At 40.9% G+C, this 24,940-nt stretch carries 16 protein-coding genes; 14 read left to right on the top strand and 2 right to left on the bottom strand.

Going from position 1 to position 24,940, the window contains the following annotated elements; all coding sequences use genetic code 11:
- Nucleotides 1–16 precede the first annotated feature (16 nt).
- The 4 genes from H9X96_RS03000 (at nt 17) to H9X96_RS02985 (ending at nt 5,425) form a co-directional block, all read left to right on the top strand.
- Nucleotides 17–448, top strand: a complete 432-nt coding sequence (locus H9X96_RS03000; protein WP_187664837.1) for a DoxX family protein — start codon at nt 17–19, stop codon at nt 446–448.
- Nucleotides 449–501: 53 nt separating this feature from the next.
- A complete protein-coding gene (locus tag H9X96_RS02995) occupies nt 502–1,095 on the top strand; it encodes a hypothetical protein (protein ID WP_187664836.1) in 594 nt (197 codons plus the stop codon).
- Between the two features lie 96 nt (nt 1,096–1,191).
- Nucleotides 1,192–3,633 carry a PIG-L family deacetylase gene (locus H9X96_RS02990; protein WP_187664835.1) on the top strand — a complete coding sequence of 814 codons (2,442 nt, stop codon included), beginning with the start codon at nt 1,192–1,194 and terminating at the stop codon, nt 3,631–3,633.
- Nucleotides 3,634–3,721: 88 nt separating this feature from the next.
- Complete coding sequence (locus H9X96_RS02985; protein ID WP_187664834.1) at nt 3,722–5,425, top strand: sodium:solute symporter; 1,704 nt, start codon at nt 3,722–3,724, stop codon at nt 5,423–5,425.
- 112 nt (nt 5,426–5,537) lie between these two features.
- On the opposite strand, the gene H9X96_RS02980 is transcribed toward H9X96_RS02985, so the two are convergent.
- Complete coding sequence (locus tag H9X96_RS02980; RefSeq protein WP_187664833.1) at nt 5,538–6,386, bottom strand: DUF2911 domain-containing protein; 849 nt, start codon at nt 6,384–6,386, stop codon at nt 5,538–5,540.
- Nucleotides 6,387–6,498: 112 nt separating this feature from the next.
- Here H9X96_RS02980 and H9X96_RS02975 point away from each other — a divergent pair, with 112 nt between their 5' ends.
- Nucleotides 6,499–9,123, top strand: coding sequence for a M1 family aminopeptidase (locus H9X96_RS02975; protein WP_187664832.1), 2,625 nt, complete (start codon nt 6,499–6,501; stop codon nt 9,121–9,123).
- Here H9X96_RS02975 and H9X96_RS02970 read toward each other — a convergent pair whose 3' ends face one another.
- A complete protein-coding gene (locus tag H9X96_RS02970) occupies nt 9,124–9,975 on the bottom strand; it encodes a hypothetical protein (protein ID WP_187664831.1) in 852 nt (283 codons plus the stop codon).
- 254 nt (nt 9,976–10,229) lie between these two features.
- Between H9X96_RS02970 and H9X96_RS02965 the strand changes: the two genes are divergently transcribed.
- From H9X96_RS02965 to H9X96_RS02925, 9 genes are all read left to right on the top strand, one after another.
- Nucleotides 10,230–11,558: a cytochrome ubiquinol oxidase subunit I gene (locus H9X96_RS02965; protein WP_187664830.1), complete on the top strand. Its 1,329-nt coding sequence runs from the start codon at nt 10,230–10,232 to the stop codon at nt 11,556–11,558.
- A 4-nt stretch (nt 11,559–11,562) separates the two neighbouring features.
- The gene (locus H9X96_RS02960) at nt 11,563–12,582 is read left to right on the top strand and encodes a cytochrome d ubiquinol oxidase subunit II (protein WP_187664829.1); all 1,020 of its coding nucleotides are present in this window, start codon (nt 11,563–11,565) and stop codon (nt 12,580–12,582) included.
- Between the two features lie 247 nt (nt 12,583–12,829).
- Nucleotides 12,830–13,234, top strand: coding sequence for a hypothetical protein (locus tag H9X96_RS02955; RefSeq protein ID WP_187664828.1), 405 nt, complete (start codon nt 12,830–12,832; stop codon nt 13,232–13,234).
- A gap of 247 nt (nt 13,235–13,481) precedes the next feature.
- Nucleotides 13,482–14,345, top strand: a complete 864-nt coding sequence (locus tag H9X96_RS02950; protein WP_187664827.1) for a hypothetical protein — start codon at nt 13,482–13,484, stop codon at nt 14,343–14,345.
- 74 nt (nt 14,346–14,419) lie between these two features.
- Nucleotides 14,420–17,374, top strand: coding sequence for a TonB-dependent receptor (locus tag H9X96_RS02945; protein WP_187664826.1), 2,955 nt, complete (start codon nt 14,420–14,422; stop codon nt 17,372–17,374).
- 221 nt (nt 17,375–17,595) lie between these two features.
- Complete coding sequence (locus H9X96_RS02940; RefSeq protein WP_187664825.1) at nt 17,596–18,168, top strand: RNA polymerase sigma factor; 573 nt, start codon at nt 17,596–17,598, stop codon at nt 18,166–18,168.
- A gap of 102 nt (nt 18,169–18,270) precedes the next feature.
- Nucleotides 18,271–19,473, top strand: coding sequence for a FecR family protein (locus tag H9X96_RS02935; RefSeq protein WP_187664824.1), 1,203 nt, complete (start codon nt 18,271–18,273; stop codon nt 19,471–19,473).
- A 369-nt stretch (nt 19,474–19,842) separates the two neighbouring features.
- Complete coding sequence (locus tag H9X96_RS02930) at nt 19,843–23,403, top strand: SusC/RagA family TonB-linked outer membrane protein (RefSeq protein WP_187664823.1); 3,561 nt, start codon at nt 19,843–19,845, stop codon at nt 23,401–23,403.
- 18 nt (nt 23,404–23,421) lie between these two features.
- Entirely contained in the window at nt 23,422–24,870 is a 1,449-nt protein-coding gene (locus tag H9X96_RS02925) for a RagB/SusD family nutrient uptake outer membrane protein (RefSeq protein WP_187664822.1), read from the top strand.
- Nucleotides 24,871–24,940: the final 70 nt, after the last annotated feature.

The following is a 24,940-nucleotide window of genomic DNA, read 5'->3' as shown; positions in this document are numbered from 1 at the left end:
AACCATACCTACGTCAATGAGAAAACTATTTAACACGAATTTTAACCAAGAGGGCATTCATTTTATGCTGTTGGTCCTGCGTGTAGCTATCGCTGCTTTTATGTTAGCACATGGTTATCCAAAACTGCAATATTTAACCTCCGGTGGCCCAATAGAATTTATGGATTTTTTAGGAATTGGTCAAGCCGCTTCCCTGGCACTCGCCGTTTTTGCTGAATTTTTTTGCTCAATACTATTGCTGTTTGGATTAGGAACGAGACTCGCAGTACTCCCTTTAATCGTAACCATGCTGATCGCCATATTTATGGTCCATGCAGCGGATGCTTTTGAAAAGAAAGAATTGGCTTGTCATTATTTAGTGGTTTACTTATTTATACTGGTATCAGGAAGTGGTAAATATAGTATCGACTACATCATTAGCCGGAACCAAAGTAAACGAAGACGTTAGACCAATTGGCGGAATTATCCGTTATAGCTAGGTCACACACAAAAACATATACCATGAAAAAGATCATCATACTTTGCTTAACGGCGATTATCATTCAAAGCTGTAGTGTCAGCAAACAGCAAATAAAAGCATTGGAAAAATGCACTTATAAAGTAGTTTCTGCTGATCAGATCTCTCTTGGAGGTACAGATGTAAAGCGATTGCTGAATGGTCAGGATCTTAATCTGGCCAGCCTTCCTGGACTAGCACTGGGTTTGTTGAGGAAGGATGTGCCTTTAAAAGCGCGCATAAACCTTGAAATTACAAATCCAACTGCCAATACTGCTGCGATCAATGAATTTGAATACAAAATCCTGATCAACAGAGCAGAAATTGCTTCTGGTTTTGTAAACCAGGAAGTAAACGTAGCAGGAGGAAAATCAACTGTTGTCCCTGTAGATATGGTCGCAAATATTTATCCTTTTGTGACGAATAGTAAGGTGATGGGGGAGATTACAGAATTTCTAAAAGGAAATAAAGGTGGTGGAGAGAAAAAAGGAATACTTACTTTAAAGATTAGACCGAGCATTAAGGTTGCCGGGGCATTGATTAAGTATCCTGGATTTATCACCATCGATAAAGAGGTCAGTAGTAAAATTTTACTGTAAAGCTGCTTTTTGTTTTACAACCTGATTACAAATATTGACGAAATTAAGTTTCAGATTGAGGATGTTTTATTTACATTCGGATATTAAGATCTGTTTATGAACCTTCGTCAATATTTGTTTTTAATACCATTTGTTCTTCCAATTTCTTTAAAAGCGCAATCTGCTGTGCAGCTGAATGCTGCAGAAATTAAGCAAGGCCTGGAAGCGCTAAATGTGACTGGCAGTGTTTTGTATATCGCGGCACACCCGGATGATGAAAATACACGCCTGCTGGCCTATCTTGCCAAAGAGAAAAAAGTAAGAGCAGGTTATCTCTCGCTCACGAGGGGCGACGGCGGACAAAACTTAATTGGTAATGAGCAGGGCGAACTGCTTGGCCTGATTCGTACCCAGGAGCTGTTAGCCGCCAGAAAAACGGACGGTGCCGAACAGTTCTTTACCAGAGCCAATGACTTTGGTTTCTCTAAAACCCCGGAAGAAAGTTTCAAGATCTGGGATAAAAATAAAATTCTTGCTGATGTTGTATGGGTGATTCGGAAGTTTCAGCCTGATGTGATCATTACCCGCTTCCCGGAAGATGGACGCGCCGGGCATGGACATCACTCCGGTTCTGCAATCCTTGCCCGCGAGGCATTTGCAGCCGCAGCAGATCCAAAACAATTTCCTGAGCAATTGTCATATGTGAAACCATGGCAAGCTACAAGAATCGTTTGGAATACCTATAATTTTGGAGGGATGAACACGACTGCAGATGATCAATTGAAGATTGATGTCGGTGCATACAATGTCTTATTGGGTAAAAGTTATGGCGAGATTGCTGCGGATAGCAGGTCTAACCATAAAAGCCAGGGCTTTGGTTCCGCGAAACAACGCGGTTCAGCTTTGGAATATTTTAGCCCTATTGCCGGATCGAAGGCGAAATCAGATCTTTTTGATGGTTTGGATTTTACACTCAATAGATATCCTGAAACCAAGAAAGTCCAACACTTAGTTACAGAAATCAACAATGAATATCAAGTTTCTAATCCTGGAGCCTCCGTACCAAAGCTATTGAAATTAAAAGAATTAGTGAAAGGGAAAGCATTTAAACAGGATTTGCTGGATCAGCTGATTCTTGCTTGTGCTGGAGTATGGCTGGAAGTAGCAGCCATGAATCCTGCCTATACGTTGAATGATTCTATTCCAGTGAAAATACAGGCAATTGCCAGAGCTGGAAAAAATTTCTCTTACCCTGTTTTGGTCACTGAGGAAAGTACGGGAGCCAGTGTACAGCTTGCGCCTAATCAATTGGTGGTACTGGACCGTAAAATATTTGGAACTGCTTCCAGAATTACCCAGCCTTACTGGCTGGAGAAAAAACATGGCCAGGGAAGATATACCGTAGATGACTTATCCTTAATCGGACTTCCAGAAAATGAACCTTTCGTAAATGGGATATTTCATGTTAAAATTGGTGATCAGCTGATCGAAAAAAAGGTACCAGTCATTTATAAATTTACGGATCCGGTAAGGGGAGAGGTTTATCAGCCATTGGTTATTGCTCCTCCGGTTACAGCAACCTTCCAGGAGAATGCCTTCCTTTTCAATGGTCAGGAAAGTAAAACGATTACTGTAGCACTGAAAAGTTTCGAAGAAAAAGAGGCAAATGGCACATTGACAGTACAATTGCCGGAAGGCTGGAAAATGACTCCTCAGCAACTGGATTTTAAACTCAGTAAAAAAGGAGCAGAGGAAATGCTGACTTTTAAACTGAGTCCGGCCGCCAATGCCAAAGCTGGAGAAATGTTATTGAATGTCAATGTAAATGGGAAAACCTTTCATCAGGGATTACGGGTGTTGAATTATGACCATATCCCCTTACAAACACTATTCCCGCTGGCTTCCGCAAAGATCAACGAGACTGACCTGAAATTTGCCGGTAAAAAAATCGGTTATATTGCTGGAGCAGGCGATCTGATCCCGGAATCCTTGAAGCAGATTGGTTTTGAACTGACCCAGCTTTCTGAGCAGGAAGTACTAAGTGGGGACCTTTCCCAGTTTGATGCTATTGTAACTGGCGTTCGCTTATATAACATCAATCATCAGATCACTGCCATGCAGCCTAAACTGATGAAGTATGTGGAGAACGGTGGTGTTTTATTGCAGCAATACAATGTTAATTCCCCATTGAAACTGGATCATATCGGGCCTTATCCTTTTCGTTTAACTACCGAAAGGGTAACCGAAGAAGATGCCGCTGTTCATGTGCTGGCGCCTAATCATCCTGCCTTAAACTATCCAAATCAAATCAGTCAGCAGGATTTTGATGGCTGGGTACAAGAGAGAGGTTTGTATTTCGCTGTAGATGTTGATCCAAAATATACACCGATCCTTGGAATGCATGATACCGGTGATACGGAGAAAAGTGGTTCCTTACTGATTGCTGATTATGGCAAAGGGAAATTTGTTTACACTTCTCTATCCTTTTTCAGACAATTACCTGCAGGAGTTCCTGGTGCATACCGACTATTTATAAACCTGCTTTCAAAAAAGAAATAATGGATAACTATCGGATATTTTATAGATTTCTAATCGGCTGGCTCATTTTTTTAATTATAGCATTTTATGCGTTTACTAAATATTTCCAATGAGTAATATAGATTGGGCCGTATTGATCATTACCCTGGTGGCTATTGTCGTTTATGGCATTTATAAAAGCCGGGGAGCTAAAAATATCCAGGGATTTTTGCTGGGCAACCAAACGGCGCCCTGGTATCAGGTATGTCTTTCTGTAATGGCCACGCAAGCGAGTGCAATTACTTTTTTATCCGCGCCGGGCCTAGCTTACTCCTCTGGAATGAGCTTCGTGCAGTTTTATTTCGGTTTGCCATTGGCGATGATTGTATTGTGTATCACTTTTGTACCGATATATCACAGACTAAAGGTGTACACCGCCTACGAGTTTTTGGAGCAGCGTTTTGATTTAAATACCAGGGCATTAACAGCGTTCCTATTTTTGATTCAGCGGGGCTTATCTACTGGAATTACCATTTATGCACCTTCGATTATTCTTTCGACTATTTTAGATATCAATACCACTTATACGACACTATTTATTGGGAGTCTGGTGGTGTTTTATACGGTTTATGGAGGTACAAAAGCAGTATCCTATACCCAGATGTTACAAATGAGCATCATCTTCTGCGGATTATTTGCCGCAGGAATTATGGTAGTTCATTTACTGCCTGGAGACATCGGTTTTGGGAAAGCCTTGAGCATTGCCGGAAAAATGGGAAGGACAAATGCGATCGATTTCACCTTTGATCTGAACAATCCTTATACGGTTTGGTCTGGACTGATTGGTGGATTCTTTTTACAGCTTTCTTATTTTGGAACGGATCAAAGTCAGGTGGGACGGTATTTATCGGGTGCTTCTGTCAACCAAAGCCGTTTGGGACTTCTGATGAATGGATTGGTTAAAATCCCTATGCAATTCCTGATTCTTTTGATTGGGGTACTCGTATTTACTTTTTACCAATACAATCGTCCGCCTATCTTTTTTAACAGCTTTGAATTAAATAAGCTGGAAAAGAGCGAATACCAGCCGGAACTGAATAAGTTGAAAACAGCGTATGATCAGTCATTTGTGGAGAAGCAAAAGGTAGTAGATCAGATGAATCAAGCTTTAGACAATGGGAATAAAGCGGAAATCGATCGTTACCGGACTGCCTTGCAGCTTGCTGATGAAAAAGGGAAGTCGATCCGTAAGGAAGTGACTACGCTAATGACAAAGAATGATGAACATGCAGATGTCAATGACAACAATTATATTTTCCTAAGTTTTGTCACGCAATACCTCCCTAAAGGATTAATTGGACTGCTGATCGCTATTATATTTTTAGCCTCGATGGGCTCAACAGCCAGTGCATTGAATTCTTTAGCTTCAACAACCGTTATCGACATTTATAAAAGAATGATCCGTAAGGATGGATCTGATCATGAATACTTACAGGCTTCTAGGTGGGCAACCGTTTTTTGGGGCGTAATCTGTATCATTATGGCGCTATATGCCAGTAAAATTGGAAATTTACTGGAAGCAGTGAATATCCTCGGCTCTTACATTTATGGAACTATTTTAGGTGTATTCCTGGTCGCTTTTTATATCAAACAAGTGAATGGGAAGGCCGTTTTTCTTGCTGCAATTGCTGCTGAAATTGCGGTAGTACTCATCGGCAGGCAAGACTGGGTTGCTTATTTATGGCTCAATGTAATTGGCTGTATATTGGTGGTGGTATTGTCGATCATCATTCAACAGTTTACCAAGGAAACTAAGCGCTTAGAAACGATATAGGGGAGATGATCACTATTAATTGTTTCTGAATAAAGAAAGGGATTATAAATAGAAAGGGACTGCATCATGATGCAGTCCCTTTCTATTTCAACTGGTTCTAGCGAACCGGATATTATTTTTTTGCTTCAGCAAGTAACGCGCTGTTTAATCTCACGTATTCATCAACTTTAGCTTCGGTAGCCAATTTGATTCCAGCTTCTGCAGAAGCAATTGCTCCGGCTTTATCACCTTTTTTCAGCTGAATACGTCCTTTCCATAACCTTACCCATGGTGCTTTCTGATCTGCAGCTTCAGCAGCATTGATCCACTCTAATGCTTTATTCAGGTCTTTACCATTTTCAAAGTAATATTGTGCAGCAGCGAAATAAGGTTTTTTCTCACCTTTCATTGCCTCATCGATGCTAGCCATTACCTGAGCATCAATTTCTGTGCTCAAGTCAATGTTTAAACCTGTGTTTTCCCATGACAACTGTAACTGTGCAGTAGTAGGGTAAACATTGGCAAACTGAATAGTGAAGGTTTCCACTTTCTCTTTTAGTTTAATAGGCTTTACTTTGATGCGCAATACATCTTCAGCCTCTTTGTATTCATAAGCACCCCATTGTTTTGAATCCTTATTGAAGATAACTGTCCACTCATCTTTACCAGGAATGGTAAATAAACCATAAGTACCAGCTGCAAGCTCTTGTCCGCCAATTTTTACAGGGTCACTGAAAGTGATGGAAGTAGCCGAGTTAGCACCCGTACGCCAGACCTTGTCGAATGGTTCCATTCCTCCAAAAACTTTACGGCCTTTAGTGTTTGGACGTGAATAAGAAACGTTGATTTTACCCAATCCAAAACTTTGTGTGATGGTCTGAGCAGAACTCGCCTGTGGTATTTTGATACCTTGAGCCTGAAGTTCCGTGTTCAATGAAACTGCCAGTGCGAGAATCATCAAAGTCTTTAATGTTGTCTTCATTTGATTATTTTTTTGTTACTAATTTACACTAAAGAATGATGTTTTGCTATAAATTAGGTTTCTGATCGTATATATGACGAACAAATTAGAGAATCATTGTTAAATTAGCCAAATGCTGAATGTACGTTATCTTTTTCCCTTGGTGGCCACTGTTTTTTTATCCTGCGCAACGGTAAAATCTCTTCCTGACCCAGGAATCGAAACCGGAGTTTCCCGTAGTCTGGCTAATTATAGAAAGGCTAATATTTCTGATGTTCATTATCGGATGGAATTGGATATTCCGGCCGAAAAGGAGCAGAAAATTGATGCCGTATCCGAGATTTCATTCCTGCTTAAATCTACAAAGTACCCTTTGCAGCTGGATTTTAAAGAAGATAAAAGTCGGATCAAAAAGCTTTCTGTAAATGGAGTGCCAGTAGAGATTCAACTGACCAAGGAGCATTTACTGGTAGATCAGAGCTACTTGAAATCAGGAAAAAATCTCGTTAATCTGGAATTCTGGGCAGGTAATGCCGCGCTGAATCGTAATTCAGATTACCTGTATACCTTATTTGTACCTGATCGTGCAAGAACTGTTTTCCCTTGTTTTGATCAGCCAGACATGAAGGCAGTGTATTCGTTAACTTTAACAGTGCCCAAGGACTGGAAGGCAATTGCAAATGCAGCGCTGAAAGATTCCAGCGTAACCAATACCCGCAAAACTTATCGTTATCAGACTTCCGATACCATCAGTACCTATCTTTTTGCTTTTGCCGCAGGGAAATTTAAGAAGATGACAGCGCCACTGGATCGTCTATCAGGCAATTTCTTATACCGTGAAACAGATACCGCAAAGCTCAATCATAGCCTAAATGAAATCTTCAAGATCCATGATAATTCTTTAAAATTCATGGAAAACTGGACGAAAATCCCTTATCCATTTCAGAAGTTTGATTTCGTGGCAATTCCGGATTTCCAATTCGGAGGAATGGAACATGTAGGTGCAATTCAATATAAAGAATCCTCCTTGTTTTTAGATGGAGGTGCAACGAAAGACCAGCTAAATTCCAGAAGTAATTTGATTGCCCATGAAACTGCGCACATCTGGTTTGGAGATCTAGTGACCATGAACTGGTTTACAGATGTTTGGATGAAGGAAGTGTTTGCTAATTTTATGGCAGATAAAAGCACAGAAGCCATTACTGGAAAAGCAGATTTTGATTTGAAGTTCCTGGTGGATCACTTTCCAGCAGCGTATGGGGTAGACCGCAGTACGGGCGCAAATCCTATCCGTCAGGATCTGGACAATTTAAAAGATGCCGGAACACTTTATGGTAATATCATTTACCATAAGGCCCCCATCATGATGCGTCAGTTAGAACGCCTGATGGGAAAAGATAAATTTCAACAGGGAGTTCGTGAATACCTGAAGAAGTTTGCCAATGGCAATGCTTCATGGCCGGATTTAATTACTATCCTGGACAAGTATGCCGATGCTGATTTGCAAAAATGGAATAAAGTATGGGTTAATGATAGTGGTAGACCCGTTATTGATTACCAATTGGAAAAGAAAGATGGTAAGATTACCAGTTTCAATATTCAGCAAAAGGCAGAGTATAAAAGTGGAACGGATAAGAGAACTGGAACGGAGACTAGCGGTGGAACCGGAAATGAAAAGATATGGCCTCAGCTTTTTGAAGTCAGCTTATATTATCCTGACGGTGTTAAAGAACTGACAGTAAATCTGAATGCAAAAGCAGTAGCAGTAAAAGAGGCCATAGGAATGGATGCTCCATTATTTATACAGTTTAATTCTTCGGGACAAGGTTATGGCGTATGGCCGGTAGATACGGCAATGTTTTCAAAACTTTACGAAATTGAACAGCCATTGAACCGTGCCACAGCATACATTTCTCTTTATGAAAACATGCTGAACGGCAGGTTTATCCAGCCAAGCGCATTACTGGAGTTATTGATGGCTGGAATTAGTCAGGAAAAAGAAGAACTGAACCTGAAGCTGATGACCGGGTATATCAGTACTATTTTCTGGGAATTTATGACGCCCGAGCAAAGAGTAACCATTCATAGCAGACTGGAAAAAGTATTGTGGAATGCTATGTTGAACCAGCCATTAGCAAATCAGAAAAAATTGTATTTCAAGGCTTACCAGGATGTCTTCCAGTCGAAATTTGCAGCTGACCAATTATCCCTCATTTGGAAAAATCAAAAAGCACCACAAGGGTTGATCTTATCTGAAGATGATTATACCGCATTAACCTTTGCTTTGGCACTCAGAATGGAAGATAATTCCAATCTGCTCCAATCACAGCTAGATAGAATTAGTAACGTAGACCGCAGAAAACGTTATGAGTATATCAGACCTGCTGTTTCTTCTGATCTTGCCGACCGGAATGCTTTTTTTAAGCGGTTAGACTTAAAGGTGAACAGAGAAAAAGAAGCCAACGTAGGCGTTGCTTTGTACTACCTGCATCACCCGCTTAGGCAAACCACTTCTATTGCGTATTTGCCTAAGAGCCTGGAAATGCTTGCTGAAATCCAAACTACAGGTGACATATTTTTCCCTCAAAGCTGGCTGCAAGCTACCTTTAGCTATTACCAGACAGTCGAGGCTGCACAGGTAGTTACAGATTTCCTAAAAGCACATCCTGATTATAACCCTAAGCTTAAAGCTAAAATCCTGCAGGCGACAGACAACCTGTACCGGGCCTCAGCTTTAAGGAATAATTCTGCTAAATAGTTATTTCGGTTTAATCTTTTTATAGGTTATCTTGAGTGTTTCCGTATGTTTTTCTTTTTTGATATCGAGGTTTGAAGGATAATTGTTACTGTTGTATTCATAAGTGAAGCTGCTGCTGGTAATGCTCAGCGGCAGGTAATCCAGGCGTAAGGGGTTGTTATTCGAATATATAGCCCTAGACTGTACTTGCGGCTGTATTAAAAATAGCAGCTGAAAATAGGGGATGTTCCGGTAAATTCCAGGGCGGTTGTCGTAAGTACTTGTCATTGCTGTTGTATTGCCATTATTTGTGACCAAGACGCTTATGATGTTTCCCTGTGGATTGTAGCTGATATTTTCCTCTTCCACTAATTTCCCTCTGGGATCCAGTTTCTTTAATTGTGTGGTTCGTTTTTTCTCATCCTGCACAAGGAAATAGGATCCTGTTGAGGTCGTGCCACTTTTATCGAAGAGCAAAATCTTTTCTACCATACCTTCTTTACTGTGGACGTAGCTGATTTTCTGCTGCAGCTTGTTGTCCTTGTGGTACTCCTGTTCCATTGGCGTACCATCTTTACGGTAAAAGAATTTTGTTACCCATCCATCAGATTGGATCAGCTCTGTCAATAGATTGCTTTCTGCTTCATATTTGAAGGTCATCAGGAGGTTTTGGGATTTGATGGTAGTGGGTATTAAAACCGAATTTCCCGGCGGAACAGGCTTTTCAGGATCCTTTGGTTTTTCTTTTTTCTTTGCTGGATCTGGCAATCCTTGGTTTTTGCTGCAGCTATAACTCAGTAAAATACAACACAGCGCCCAGAGATAAATTGGACGCAGCAATACTCCAACGGAGAAAACGATCTTTCTGTTCATATAATTGGGATTGATGAAATTCGAATCTATATTTAATTTTCTAATTAAGGTGAGGATTCTGATTAATAATTAATTTAAAATACTTTATATTATTTTTTGGTTAAATTAATGCCTGTTGTTTTGAAGAATTTAACCGGTTAATTTTTGACCTGGAAATGTTTAATTAATCTATGAATAGTATGTTCTGCACGCATTAAGCAGTACCTTAGCAGGCAAAGATTTCTTTTATCTATTACCGTTTATTGTAAGTTAATATGGACGATTTTTTAGCTGCCCGCCTTCAGATGGCCTTCTCCTTAGGCTTCCACATTGTTTTTGCTTGTATTGGAATGGTGATGCCATTTTTTATGTCACTGGCACATTTTTACTGGCTTAAAACGAAGAAAAAAGTTTACCGGGATGTCACAAAAGCATGGAGCGCTGGTGTAGCGATTTTCTTTGCTACTGGAGCAGTTTCCGGAACTGTATTGTCATTCGAACTTGGCCTGCTTTGGCCAAAATTTATGGAACATGCCGGCCCAATATTTGGAATGCCTTTCTCTTTAGAGGGAACAGCTTTTTTTATCGAAGCGATTGCGCTAGGGTTCTACCTCTATGGCTGGAACAGGCTCAATCCCTGGTTTCATTGGGCAACAGGGGTAGTAGTAGGGATCAGTGGTTTGTTATCCGGAATTCTGGTGGTAGCCGCCAATGCCTGGATGAACAGCCCTGCTGGATTTGATTATATAGACGGACAATACTTAAATATAGACCCGGTTAAAGCGATGTTTAATGATGCTTGGTTTTCTCAGGCGCTGCACATGACAGTAGCCGCATTTGTATCCACGGGCTTTGCTGTGGCAGGGGTTCATGCACTCATGATCCTGAAAGGTAAAAATGTAGCTTTCCATAGCATGGCCTTTAGAATCGCCGCCATATTTGCGACAGTGTTTGCTTGTTTGCAGCCCTTAAGTGGAGATATTTCTGCAAAAGATGTGGCCAAGCGCCAGCCAGCAAAACTAGCTGCGATGGAAGCACATTTTCATACGGAAAGAAATGCCCCGCTGATTATTGGTGGTATTCCTGATACGGCAAGAAAAACAGTAGATTATGCGATCAGGATCCCTGGTTTGCTTAGTTTTATGACTACCGGAGACTTTAATGGGGAAGTAAAAGGACTGGACAGCGTTCCTAAAGCAGATCATCCTCCAGTTGCAGTAACACATTATGCATTCCAGATTATGGTAGGTTTAGGCATGGCGATGGTTGGCTTGTCGCTCTTGTACTTTCTTGCTTTATGGAAGAAAAAACTCTGGCTTAGGAGTACCTGGCTGCTCAAGCTGTTCGTTGTGGCTACCCCGATGGGATTTATTGCTTTGGAAGCCGGCTGGACAGTCACAGAGGTGGGTCGACAGCCATGGATCATTCATGGCGTGATGCGTACGGCGGATGCGGTCACACCTATGCCCGGAATTGCCTATTCTTTTTACCTGTTCACTGCAGTGTACATCTCTCTTGCAGTGATCGTAAGTTTATTATTGTACCGTCAGATTACCATGGTAGGTAAACTATACAATTCGTCATCCGAAGTTCCTAAAAGCTAATATTATGATATACGTTGTGATTGTTTTTCTCTGGACCGCTATTTTACTTTACATTTTATTGGGCGGTGCCGATTTTGGAGCAGGTATCATCGAACTGCTTACTTCGGATAAGAATAAAGAAAGAACCCGAAAAACGATGTATAAAGCGATTGGCCCTATTTGGGAAGCAAATCATATGTGGCTGATCATTGCCGTTGTCATTCTTTTTGTAGGCTTCCCTAAAATTTATACCACGGTATCTATATATCTTCATATTCCGCTTGTAGGGATGCTGCTGGGTATTATTGCCAGAGGCACTGCTTTTGTGTTTAGAAATTATGATGCCGTGGAAGATGATATGCAGAAAGTCTATACGCCAATATTTGTGTATTCCAGTCTGATTACGCCTTTCTTTTTGGGTATTATCGCAGCAAGCGCTGTTTCAGGAAGGATTGATCCACAGGCGAATGACTTCTTGTCGGCCTATGTGTTCAGCTGGCTGAACTGGTTCTCTGTTGCCGTAGGTATTTTTACCGTCAGCATTTGTGCGTTTTTAGCCACCATCTTTATCATTGGACAAACCACAGAAAAGGAAGATAGGAACCATTTTATTAGAAAAGCCAGGAGGATTATTTTTATCGTTATGTTTTGTGGAGCACTGGTATTCCTGGCCGCTTACTTTGAACAAATTCCTTTGATTCACTGGATTTTTGGGGATATCCCAGGACTCATTGCCATCATTGCCGCCAGTATTTCTTTGGTACTAATGTTCTTTGTACTGGAAAGAGATAAACCTATTCTTTTAAGGTTGCTGGCCGGCTTCCAGGTCACCATGATCTTATTTGCCGCTACCTATAGCCATTTTCCAGATATTCTTTTATTAAAAGACGGTGCTAACCTTTCTTTACTGACGCACCAGGGACAGGCTAAAACTATAGAAACTTTAGGCTATGCCTTATTGATCGGCAGTATATTCATTTTACCGGCTTTGGTATACCTCATCTATATTTTTCAAAAGAAAACAAATGTTGAGACAGATCATTAAACCAATCGGTGGTAATTTTAGCCTTTTGGTTTAACAATAAATGCCCTGATGATTAAAAAGACAATAATCAGTCCCATCAACATGATCATGATTTCTGACAATCCTACTTTTACTCCTTGTATGTTCATGCTTTCAATTTTTTTTAAGGTATAAAATAAAACTAAAAAACCTGCTGTTTTTAATTTTGATCAAACAATTAGGGCCTTTATTAGCTTTTAAATAGAGATAATTATTTAAAATAGAAATTATGGACAGATTGATTATGGAATCCGTGTTAGCGGATGTAAATGGCTTTAATTTAACAAAAGACGGTCGCGACGGATTTAATGGAGCACTGCAAATGGGTTTTACGGAGGATCGTACTGCACAGGTTAACCATGCTTTTTCTGAATTAAAACGAATGGTTCAAGGGGAGGGCATTGACCTGATGATCTGTAAAACTATGGTGGAAGGCATCTATGATCTCGAAATTTGTACAGATACTTTGGATGAACCACTTCGGATTAATAACAAGGCAATCAGTAAGGATATGATCCAGGAGATTGCAGGACATGTTGGTCATGATCCTAAAGTCTTACTTGGCGCTGATGGTGTACCGGTAGAAAATTGGCTGGGAATCGCTAAAATCGAAATCAAGAATTGTGAGGGTTAGTTCTTGATCCACAATAGGTATGTAACAAATTAAGGTAGATATTTTATCCTGCATATATTTTATGTTTAATTCGCGTTGATTTTGGTGTAATGCTAAAGAAAGGTGTAGTTCTATAGCTGTAAAGAAAAAGGGCTGAAGCACAAAAATCTTTACACAGAGAAAATTTGTGTAAAGATTAAACCTAAATCAATTTCTAAAGTCCTAAACACAACAACTGAATATATTGATCTCTTTAATTTGAACTACTATGAAAATGAAACTCTCCAAATTAATTCCTTCTTTCTTGTTATTGCTGGCCGTTAGTTCAGCTGGATATGCTCAGAAACTTCCAGATGTACAAACTAATGGGTTGTATGCACCCGCAGGAATAAGAGCAGATGGGAGAAATACAGAATGGAATGATAGTTTTCAGGCACTGAATAAGAGAACAAATATCTATTATACGATGGCTAACGACGACAATAACCTGTATGTCGCCATCAAATCTACAGAGGCCAGTAATAATACTAAAATCCTGGCCGGTGGGATTACCCTTTCCATCAACCCTGATGGGAAAAAGAAAGAAAAAGAAAGTATCACTTTAACTTATCCTGTAGTAAACAGGGCGAATATGAGACCTGGTGGCGGTCAGGGTGGCGGCGGTCGTAGAACGATGATGATGGGCACAGTGATGGGTTCAGCCTCAGCTGGTCAAGTCAGTAAATTACAAAGAGATTCCATGATGGCCGAAATGCAGAAAAAGCAGTTGGCACAAGTCAAAGAGATTAGAATCAATGGCTTTAAAAATACTGCGGATACCTTGATATCTATATATAATGAATATGGGATTAAAGCGGTAGCAAGTATTACCAAAGACCATGCTTTATTCTATGAAATTGCCATTCCACTATCTGCTTTGGGTATTGCTAAAGACAGTGCTACTGAATTTGCCTACAACATTAAACTGAATGGCTTACAAATGCCAGGATTTGATGGCGGCGGCGGAGGCGGTCCAAGAGGCGGTGGCGGTGGTAATTTTGGTCCACGTGGCGGCGGAGGTGGTAACTTCGACTTTCAGGCACTGATCAGTCCAACTGATTTTTGGGGCAAGTATACTTTAGTAAAAAAATAATCAGGCCTAAAAATGCGACCAGTTACCGGGTCACAGCGCACACATAGACACACACAAACCAACCATACAAACTCATGAACCATTTTCATTCGGTTGCAGTCCCCCGGCTGCAGCAATTTCAACGCAGCCGGCATTTTGGGCTATTAAAAAGAACATTACTATTATTGGGTTTTATTTTCAGTTCGGCTTACGGCTTTGCGCAAAATCAAGGTAAACAAACCGCCCCACCGCCGCTTCCTACCAGGGAAATCAGTGGGATTGTAAAAGATTCTACAGATCTTGGCGTAATTGGCGCTACAGTAACGCTGACTTCAACTATGGATACGTTGAAAACCAGTACAAATTCAGATGGTATTTTTGTGTTCAAAAATGTAAAATCTGCCACCTATACGCTGATGGTCCAAAGTATCGGATATGCAGCTACAAAGCCTGTTCGTTATAAACAGAATGATGTAATTCCAAGAATTGTGATGGACCCAATTACACTAAAAGAGGAGAAAAACCTCCTGAATGAAGTGGTGATCAGCGGTACGCCATCGATAACCTATAAAACAGATACGGTGGAGTATAAGGCCAGCGATTATATCGTCAGGAAGAATGCCTCAGTTGATGAATTGCTGAAGAAGATGGAAGGAATGGAAGTGGGAACCGATGGGACATTAGTGCACCAGGGACAATCCATCACGAAGGCTAAATTGAATGGTAAAGAGTATTTAGGAGGAGATATCGCGAATGCGATTAAAAACCTTCCTGCAGAAATCGTAGACAAAATACAGATTGTTGATGATTATGGAGATCAGGCGGCAAGAACCGGCGTAAAAGACGGCGATGCGGAAAAGATTTTAAACATTACCACCCGAACAGATAAATCTGTAGGGAATATGGTGAATGCAAACGTGGCCGCAGGAAGTAATAAGAGATTTGAAAGCGGAGTTTTCGGAACCAGAATTAACGGGAACCAAATTATCGGTGTGAATGGAAGTTTCAATAACACGATAAATGGAGTGGCTTCCAGCGGTGATAATGGCGGCAATAGCAATAGTGGCGGTGGTGGAGGCGGCCGCGGTGGAAACAATGCTGGAAATAGTGGCGGTAACACTGGTAACTCTGGCAGCGGTGGTGCGAGTGGAGGAACTACTAAGATTGGTAACGGCTCAGTGAGCTACCGTGATAAAGTAAGTAAGAAGGTTGCGGTGAATCTGAATTATGGCTTCAATTCCTCAGACGTGAATTCCATCACCGAAAGCACAGCAAAGAGATATGCGGTAATTGATACGAATGTACAAAAAGGGGTGGTCGACAACTTGACAAATGAACGGTCGAGAAGGATGTCTGATAACCTGACTCAAAGTCATAATTTTAGATTAGAAATAGAAGCTGACCTTGATAGCAGCAACTTTTTAAGAATCATACCTACTTTCAGAACTAATTCAACAACGAGTACCCGTTTGGATACCATTTTTCAAAGAGGATATAATAACAGAGATGAGTTTATCAGGAACTTAACTAAAAACACCAGACCTCAGATTGGTGCCTCTGTATTTTATCAGCATATATTTAAAAAACCAAGAAGAAACGTTTCCATGCAGGTGGATCTGAATAATAATAACCAGGATTCAGAGCAGATACAAGATGGTAGGTATACTTTCTATAATAAGGATCCTTTAATTCTACCTTACGATTCCCTGGTGAACCGGATTGTGGAACGTAAGAATCTGCAGAAGAATTATAGAGGGAGTCTGACTTATGTGGAACCTTTAACGCTCAACACGCAATTGGAATTTAATGCCCAATTGAATTATAATGGCTACGACAATACCGCTACCACCAGAAATATTGGTGAGAACGGTATACTTGCCGTGATTGATTCTTTAAGTAATATTTATGATTATTCATTTACTCAAGGGCGTATTGCCTTAAATTATCGCTATGGTCTGGATAGGATGTCTAAAGTGAGGTTCTCTGTGGGAGTAACCGGAGTACCAGCTGTTTTATCAGGGACGAAGGCCAGCTTAGGAACCAGTACGCACCGAAATAGCTTTAATCTGATTCCAATTGCACGCTTTGAGTATATGTGGTCCAGACAGCATAAAATCCAACTAAACTATTCAGGGAATGCAGTGGAGCCATCATTTGATCAGATTCAGCCGGTTAGAGATGTAACGAATCCACAAAGTCCGGTGATTGGTAACCCGGATCTTTTGGCCTCTTTTACCCATACATTAAATGCCAACTACAATAATTATATTGCCAATTCAAAGTTGAATTATTCCCTGAATGTGAATGCTTCAACCACAGATCATGCGGTCATCAGAAATGTAGTGCAGATCAGAACAGAACTTCCTAAAGGTGGGACCAATACGATCAATGAGACCAGGTACTTAAACGCCAATGGTGTGTATCGTATTAATGCCAACTATTCGGTGAACAAACAATTAAATGATAGAAAATATAACCTCGCCTTAAGTGGGTCCTATAGTTATGACCACCGTTTGTCTATGTCGAACGGCGTACTAAATGTGGCCAATGTGCAAACGATGATGGAACGTTTTGGTCCGAGGATCAACCCGACAGATTGGTTCGAGATTAATCCGAATGTTTCTTATACCAATACGCGATCTACTAACAGCGTGATTACCGCTGCCAATACGAATACCAATACCCTAGCCTTAAATGTGGATGGAAGGGTGTATTTATGGGATAGCTACTTATTTGGCTATAGTGCCAGTAAAAATTATGTAAGAGGAATTAGCTCTAACATTACTTCCAACCCTTTTGTAATCAATATGTATGCTGAAAAGGAATTTTTTGACCGTAGAGGAAAAGTGACCGTTCAGGCATTTGATGTACTTAACCAAAATAATTTTGTCACACAGCAGATTGATGGTACCGATATTGTCGATACAAAATCTAATGCGCTGAGTAGGTATTTTATGGTGAAGTTAACCATGAGACTGCAGAAATGGTCTGGTGCGACCGGGAGAAATGGAAGAGGAGTGATGAGAAGAGGAGATGGAAGCTTTATGTAGGGCAAACCTTCCCAGGCCTTTTCACAGACATTGATTTTGTTGGGAGTAGAAAGGAAGAGTAGACAAGAAATTTTGTAAAAACCTCTGGATCATAGGGTAGAAAATAAACCTTCGAACCTATGGTTCAGAGGTTTTCTGTTTTATCATCTATATATAACTCAATAGTTATAGGGTTTGGTATTTATTGAGAATTCTTATATTCGTCCGGGGGATACAATGAAATGCTGAATTATAAAACAATATCGGACAACGAACTTGCCGAATTGTTGAGGTCTGGGGATAGGGCTGCATTCACAGAAATTTACAACAGATACAAATGGTTATTGCATACCCATGCCTATAAATGGATGCAGGACCGCGAGGAAGCCAAAGATATTATTCATGAACTTTTTGCCGCATTGTGGACGAAAAGAGAGCGCCTGTCCTTTCCTGATAATTTATCTGCATATCTGTATACCTCGGTTCGTAACCGAATTTTTAATGCCATTTCCCATCAAAAAGTAGCCTCCCAATATTTGAGTTCCCTCCAGGCTTTTATCGATGAAGATCAGGCAGCAGCAGATCACCTGGTTCGGGAAAAGCAAATGACTTTATTAATTGAAAAAGAAATTGCGGCCTTACCCGCTAAAATGAGGACGGTTTTTGAGCTGAGTAGGAAAGAGCAGTTAAGTCATAAAGAAATTGCGGAACAGCTGACTATTTCCGAACAAACGGTAAGGAAACATGTGCAGCATGCACTAAAGATTTTAAGGGTAAAATTAGGCCTTGTGGTGTTTTTATTTTTGATTTCTTAATGCCAAGGAGCTCATCCTATATTTTTTTCATTTTTATTTACCCCATACAGCTAAGTTGCCTGTCTGTTGTTTTGATAAGGAGAAACAGCAATCCTTCGCATTATGGCAAAACTAGACGCAAAAGAGTTATTGATCAAATATCTTTCCGGTGAATGTACGGAAGAAGAGCAGGCGCTCTTGGCGCAATGGCACTTGAAAAGTAGCGCAGATAGGGATGATCATATTACGGGTATTGATTTAACGGAAAAGGAACGCAGCGAGGATTTAGACGAAGTCTGGGGAAGATTGCAGTTAGAGGAAGAAAAAGCTCAGCCAGAACAAGCTCGGCCGGGAAAACCAAAACGTATTCTTTTATGGCCTTCAATTGCAGCAGCAGCTGGGATTGCATTAGCCTTAACTGCCGGACTGTTATTCTATAACTCTAGATCGGACAGGGAAGATGACAACTCATTGGCACAAGCTGCAGCAGCAAAGCAAATTCATGCAGGGGGAAACAATGCCGTACTTACACTTGATGATGGCAGACAAATCTCTTTATCAGATGCTAAAAAAGGTACGCTGGTTAATGAGTCGGGCATCAGCATCGCTAAAACTAAAGATGGACTGTTGGTATATCACCTTGCCAACGTCAATAAACCCAATATTTACAACACAATTAGTACCCCTAATGGTGGCCAGTACCAGGTGGTGCTGCCAGACGGCACCAAAGTATGGCTCAATGCGGCCTCTTCTTTAAGATTTCCTTTGACTTTTGATCAGCTGAGCGAACGTAAAGTGGAACTAAAAGGAGAGGCATATTTTGAAGTGGCCAAGCAATTTAAAAAAGGTAAATCTGAACGTGTCCCTTTTATCGTGCAAACTGAAAAGCAACAGGTAGAAGTTTTGGGTACCCATTTCAATATCAATGCCTATAAAGAGGAGCCTGCCTTGAAAACCACGTTGATAGAAGGGAGCGTAAAAGTAACTGACCAAAAAAACACAGTAATCCTTAAACCAGGGGAGCAAGCCACAGATCGCAATGGTCAATTGTTCTCCGCTAAAGTAGATATGGAAGAAGTGATGAGTTGGAAAAACGGTTACTTCCGTTTCAATAATACCGATTTAAAGGTCATTATGCGTCAGGCTTCGCGCTGGTACAATGTAGATGTCGTGTATGAAGGTAAAATTCCTCCGCTTTTAATCTCCGGGGAAGTGAGCAGGCAGGTCGATGCCAATGCATTTCTGGAGATGCTGAGGTACCTGAATGTCAGGTTTAAAATAGAAAAGCAAACCAATGCCAGAAGTAAGATTCTGGTATCGCTATAATCAACAAATCATAAACCATAAACTAAAAAAATGAAGAAACAATTACGAGCCCAAGAGTAGGAAAAGATAGCTATTAACCCACATATAACCGGGAAAGTGTTGAAGCACTTCCCCGGTCGAAGATCACGATTGATACTCGGGATCAGTGTCCGGTTAATCATTTCTTTCTGTTTGTCCCGATGCTGATCAGGACGAAAAAAAACGTAGCAATAGACCTAACTATTTTTAACCCAACCTTACAAATGTATGTATTTATTTAATACTTCAAAGGGTATGGACAGGGCTCGCCCTTTGCCATATTTTAAACCATTTCAGGCTATTTATGCAAGGGTTTCCGGCATGAATACCTTAACCAGAAAACAAATTATAATGCGGATTAATTTGATCACTATCATGATCATTATGACCTTGGTACAAGCTGCGGCGAGCACCTTTGGTCAGAGGGTTACACTGCGGGAAAAGAATGCCAGTTTACAACAAGTACTCTTATCCATCAAAAAACAAACTAATTATACTTTTCTGTACAACAGCGACCTGATTAAAAGCGCAAGAAAGGTGAGCTTGAACCTGGAGAATGTACAATTGGAACAGGCACTGGATGCTTGCTTCCAGGGGCAAGACCTGAGCTTTAAGATCATCGAAAATACCGTGGTGATCAAGAAGAAGGATTTCACAGTATTGGATCAGCTCAAAAGTACCTTCAAATTCGTAGAGGTCAAAGGAAAAGTGCTGGACGAAAACCGACTGCCTCTGCCTGGAGCAACTATTCAGGTGAAGGATACTAAGAAAAATGCCATCACCAATGGGAATGGTGAGTTTGAACTTCATGCCGTAGACGAAAAAGCAATCCTGATCGTCTCTTTTATCGGCTATAAAGTAAAAGAAGTGCCGGTAAGTCAGGGCGGCCCGCTAACGATTACTTTAGAAGTCAATCCTGGGTTGCTATCGGAGATATCGGTTGTCTCAACCGGGTATCAGGACATTCCTAAGGAACGTGCAGCAGGTTCTATTGTCACGATCAATGCAGATAAAGACCTGAAAGGTAAAATGCAAACCAATATTCTGGATAGAATTGAAGGGATGGCCGCTGGTTTTACCAGTTACAGTTCTGAAGGGAAAACTAAATACCAGATTCGTGGTGTTTCTACCTTGAATGCAGAGATGAAACCACTTATCGTAGTCGATGGAGCGCCTTTTGAAGGGGATATTCAATCGATTAACCCGGCTGATGTGGAATCTGTGAACGTACTGAAAGATGCTACCGCAGCATCCATTTACGGCGCACGTTCTGCAAATGGCGTGATTGTCATTACCCTGCGCAAAGGGGTGAAAGGGCCGGTAAGAATAGCATATAACGGAACGGCTAAATTTACCCCACTTCCTAATCCGGAGTATGCGAATAAAATGAGCAGCTCGGAGTTGGTGGATTTCCAAAAGGAAATGTTCGGCTACCGGTCAGGTTCATACGAAGCGATTGATCCACGTAAGTCTATGAACGATGTGTACCGACTGTTGTATGATGCCCGACAAAAACAGAAAGTAAATGGTAAATGGGATGCTGCAGATGAAGCGCAATTACAATCATCCTTGGACTTCTACAGAAATAACGATAGATATGACCAGGTTGTAGACGAGTTTATGCGTAAAACAGCCTTGGTACAACAACATAACCTATCGCTTTCTGGCGGTTCAGATTTCTACACTTACAACCTGAGTGGAAATTATATGAACAGTAATCCCTATGAACGCCAACAAAGCAATAGTAGAGTAGGCTTTAACCTGAACAATACTTTCAATTTCACAAAATGGCTGAAAGTAAATGTCGGCGTATTGAGCAGCTCCTTAAAGGAAGATTACGACAATGGGGTGATTGGTTTTAACCTGTTGAATAACGGTAAAGCCTCTTATTACATGCTAAGAGACCATAATGGAAATCCGGTAAATTGGTACAATTCAAAATCGCAATTTGAGATTGACCGTTTAAATGCATTGGGTTTACAGGATGAAAACTATGCGCCACTCAATTACATGAGCAGCAAGCATTACCACAATAACAGCAATTACCTGAACCTGAATTTTAATGCAACGATGAAGCTGGCAGAAGGTCTTTCCTTAAATCTCCTTTATCAGAAAGAAAGGACTGACAATTATACCAAGCAATACCTGAGCAAAAATGCCTATGACGTAAAGACGATGATTAACGATGCCACCAGAATTAAATCTGACGGTGCCAAAGAATTTCTGATCTCTAATGGTGGACAGGTCGATGAGACCAGGGCTGATGTCAATTCACATACTTTACGTGCCCAAGTCAATTACAATAAATTGTTCGGAGAGAAACACCGCATTGATTTTATTGCTGGTGCTGAACAGCGCAGTATGCTGGCCACAAGTACCAGAGCCTACCGATACGGATACAATGACAATAGTCTTTCTTACGGTTTACTGGATGAAGTTGCTTTAGGTAAACAGCAGGTAGGGGTACAATCGCTAAGTAACAGTTTCTTTTATTCGAAAAACAAAGATGAAGGAATGTTCAACAAAGAAGATCGCTTTGTTTCTTTCTATGGCAACGGATCTTATACTTTTGATCGTAAGCTGACCGCAACAGCAAGTATTCGCATGGACCAATCGAATTTGTTTGGTACCAATCCTAAATATCAATATAAGCCACTTTGGTCAACCGGATTATTGTATGTCCTATCAGAAAATGACAACGACTGGCTGGACCGTTTGGCCATCCGTGCCACTTATGGTATCAATGGTAACATCTCGAAAAAAGGAGGCCCATACCTGATCATGAAAGATTATGCCAGCCCTAACCCAATGAACAATGAAGCGCAAGCTTATGTTGACAGTCCACCCAACTCTGGCTTACGCTGGGAAAAAACCAAGGTGACCAATTTTGGTATGGACTACAGCCTGTTAAAAGGTAAGTTTTCTGGAAGTATAGATCTTTATAATAAAAATACAAGTGATTTATTAGGGGAAAGAAATCTGGATCCAACACTTGGCTGGGATAACATCTTTATGAATTATGGCAGTATGCGTAATCGTGGGATTGATGTTGCTTTCAGTAGCAAAAATCTTTCTACGGCTGATTTTAGCTGGACGACCTCGATGAACTTTAATTACAATCAAAATGTGGTGACAAAAATTGAAAATGCCAACAATACGATTTACAGTTATGTAGAGGACCCAAATAAAAATATGAGAGTAGGCAAGCCAATGGGGGCGATATATGGCATTCGTTATAAAGGATTAGATGCTGCAGGCAGACCTGTTGCGCTAACTAAAGACGGTAGGGAGGTGAGTAAAACTACTGACCTCACCCTGGACGATCTGGTTTATCAAGGTACGGTTACGCCACCATTTTCAGCTTCATTAATGAACACGATCAGCTATAAGAATTTTGACCTGTTTTTCATGTTCATTTACTATGGTGGAAATAAAATGCGTGATGTGATCAGTCCATACCTCACCAGGTTGCCGGAATTGAATTACACCTCGAATATGGATAGACTGGCCCTAAATTATTGGAAGAAACCGGGTGACGAAAATATTCCGGGAATTGCTCCTGGATTTTACTCCAATGCTTCAGATGTGATTACACAGCTCTGGACTGCAGCAGATCTAAATGTTCAAAGAGCAGATTACATCAAATTGAGAGATGTTACGATCAGCTATACTCTGGCTAATTCATTTCTGAAACAGAGTTTTATCCAAAAATTACGCTTGAGCTTCCAGGTACAAAACGCATGGAGGTGGTCTGCAAATAAGCAAAATCTGGATCCTGAAGTTTGGACTGGGTTGACTACAATCCCAGTAAACAGTACCAGTGAAGTGGCAAAGCCTGCGATTAAACCACCTCCATCAAGAGGCGCTTATATTCCAGCAACCTACACATTCGGTCTTTCTGTTAATTTTTAATCCATAACCAATATACAAATGAAAAAGATATTTATTGCTTTATTGCTTGCTGCGGGGATCTTTACCGGATGTAAAGATTATCTGGATATTAAGCCAAAAGGATACACCATTCCTGAGTTTTTTGAAGATTATAAAAAGTTATTAAATAATCGGGACCTGAATAAAAGTTCTTCCGGTTATCCAATTTTTCTGACGGATGACGCACAGGTTGGAACAGAGAAAGATGTCAATAGTTCTACAGATTATACTTTGTATTCCCTATTAAAACGGAACTTATACAGTTTTGCCCCTGGTGCGATCTTAGAATCAGGTAATGAAGATAGTTTTTATGAGGCCGCTTATTCGAAGATCTTTACTTACAATACGGTAATCAATAACATAGAAAATGTTCCAGACGGTGCGTCTGCTCAAAAAAGACAGTTAAAAGCAGAAGCACTTGTTGGAAGAGCCTTTGAGTATTTTAATTTGGTTAATGGTTATTCCGTTCATTATGATGCAGCAACTGCCGCTACCGACCTTGGCGTTCCTCTGGTATTGGTAGAAGATGTGACGCAAAGTTATATCAGAAATACGGTGGCCGAAGTGTATACACAGATTTTGAATGATTTGGCAGCAGCAGAACCTAACCTGAGCACGGTTGCAGATCATAAATTCCGTCCTACAAAAGCAGCAGCGAATGCACTGTTAAGCAAGGTTTACCTGGTGATGGGCAAATACACGGCGGCACTGCAAAATGCCAATGAGGCTTTGAAGGTGAATCGCAGTTTGATCAAATACCAGGATTATACCACCAAACTGGGGCTAACCTACGGAAGAGTAATTCTTTCAAGTAATAAGGATGTGTTTTTTCCTTCTGTAGATAAGAGCATTGAAACCGTTTGGGCCCGCCAAACAGCTTCGAGTTCTGGTGCGGTGTTCGGAGAGCTATACGCCAGCAAAGAATTGTTAAATGTGTATGCTAAAGATTTACCTGCAGGGGGGATCGACAAGCGTCTTCATCTATTCTTCTGTACCGATTCTGCACAATTGGGAGGGAATCTTACCAGGTTCCCAGGACGATCACTCTGGGCACCCTACATCGAATTTAACATGGCTTTCAGTACCGGAGAATTGATGTTGATCGCTGCGGAAGCAGAAGCCAGAGTTGGAGATATGGGGATCGCTTTGCAGCACCTGAATACCTTGAGGAATGCGCGTATCGCTGGTAATAAACCGTTGACAGCGGCTACGAAAGAGGAGGCCTTAGTTCTTGTGCTGGAGGAAAGAAGAAGAGAAATGCCTTTTCAGGGAATCACACGTTTGATCGACCTGAAACGTCTCAATAAAGATCCGCGTTTCGCCAAATCAGTCAGCCATTTTTTCGGAACACAAACATTTACCCTACCGGCAAATGATAAACGTTATGTGCTGCCAATTCCACCTAAAGTATTGGCACTAAATCCTTCGATTCCAGTATTGGATCGCTAAAAAACGCATTGCGTCCTAAGCTGTTGCTGCCTGTTTAAACAGGCGGCAACAGTTTAATGATAAAAAACTG

This window comes from Pedobacter sp. N36a (assembly GCF_014472395.1).
Lineage (GTDB): Bacteria > Bacteroidota > Bacteroidia > Sphingobacteriales > Sphingobacteriaceae > Pedobacter.
The sequence above is the reverse complement of the archived record's forward strand: the minus strand, read 5'-3'. Positions and strand labels throughout refer to the sequence as shown.

Coding starts and splice junctions, on each gene's coding strand:
- H9X96_RS03000 (WP_187664837.1), top strand. CDS start 17: ATGAGAAAACTATTTAACACGAATTTTAACCAAGAGGGCATTCATTTT.
- H9X96_RS02995 (WP_187664836.1), top strand. CDS start 502: ATGAAAAAGATCATCATACTTTGCTTAACGGCGATTATCATTCAAAGC.
- H9X96_RS02990 (WP_187664835.1), top strand. CDS start 1,192: ATGAACCTTCGTCAATATTTGTTTTTAATACCATTTGTTCTTCCAATT.
- H9X96_RS02985 (WP_187664834.1), top strand. CDS start 3,722: ATGAGTAATATAGATTGGGCCGTATTGATCATTACCCTGGTGGCTATT.
- H9X96_RS02980 (WP_187664833.1), bottom strand. CDS start 6,386: ATGAAGACAACATTAAAGACTTTGATGATTCTCGCACTGGCAGTTTCA.
- H9X96_RS02975 (WP_187664832.1), top strand. CDS start 6,499: ATGCTGAATGTACGTTATCTTTTTCCCTTGGTGGCCACTGTTTTTTTA.
- H9X96_RS02970 (WP_187664831.1), bottom strand. CDS start 9,975: ATGAACAGAAAGATCGTTTTCTCCGTTGGAGTATTGCTGCGTCCAATT.
- H9X96_RS02965 (WP_187664830.1), top strand. CDS start 10,230: ATGGACGATTTTTTAGCTGCCCGCCTTCAGATGGCCTTCTCCTTAGGC.
- H9X96_RS02960 (WP_187664829.1), top strand. CDS start 11,563: ATGATATACGTTGTGATTGTTTTTCTCTGGACCGCTATTTTACTTTAC.
- H9X96_RS02955 (WP_187664828.1), top strand. CDS start 12,830: ATGGACAGATTGATTATGGAATCCGTGTTAGCGGATGTAAATGGCTTT.
- H9X96_RS02950 (WP_187664827.1), top strand. CDS start 13,482: ATGAAAATGAAACTCTCCAAATTAATTCCTTCTTTCTTGTTATTGCTG.
- H9X96_RS02945 (WP_187664826.1), top strand. CDS start 14,420: ATGAACCATTTTCATTCGGTTGCAGTCCCCCGGCTGCAGCAATTTCAA.
- H9X96_RS02940 (WP_187664825.1), top strand. CDS start 17,596: ATGCTGAATTATAAAACAATATCGGACAACGAACTTGCCGAATTGTTG.
- H9X96_RS02935 (WP_187664824.1), top strand. CDS start 18,271: ATGGCAAAACTAGACGCAAAAGAGTTATTGATCAAATATCTTTCCGGT.
- H9X96_RS02930 (WP_187664823.1), top strand. CDS start 19,843: ATGCGGATTAATTTGATCACTATCATGATCATTATGACCTTGGTACAA.
- H9X96_RS02925 (WP_187664822.1), top strand. CDS start 23,422: ATGAAAAAGATATTTATTGCTTTATTGCTTGCTGCGGGGATCTTTACC.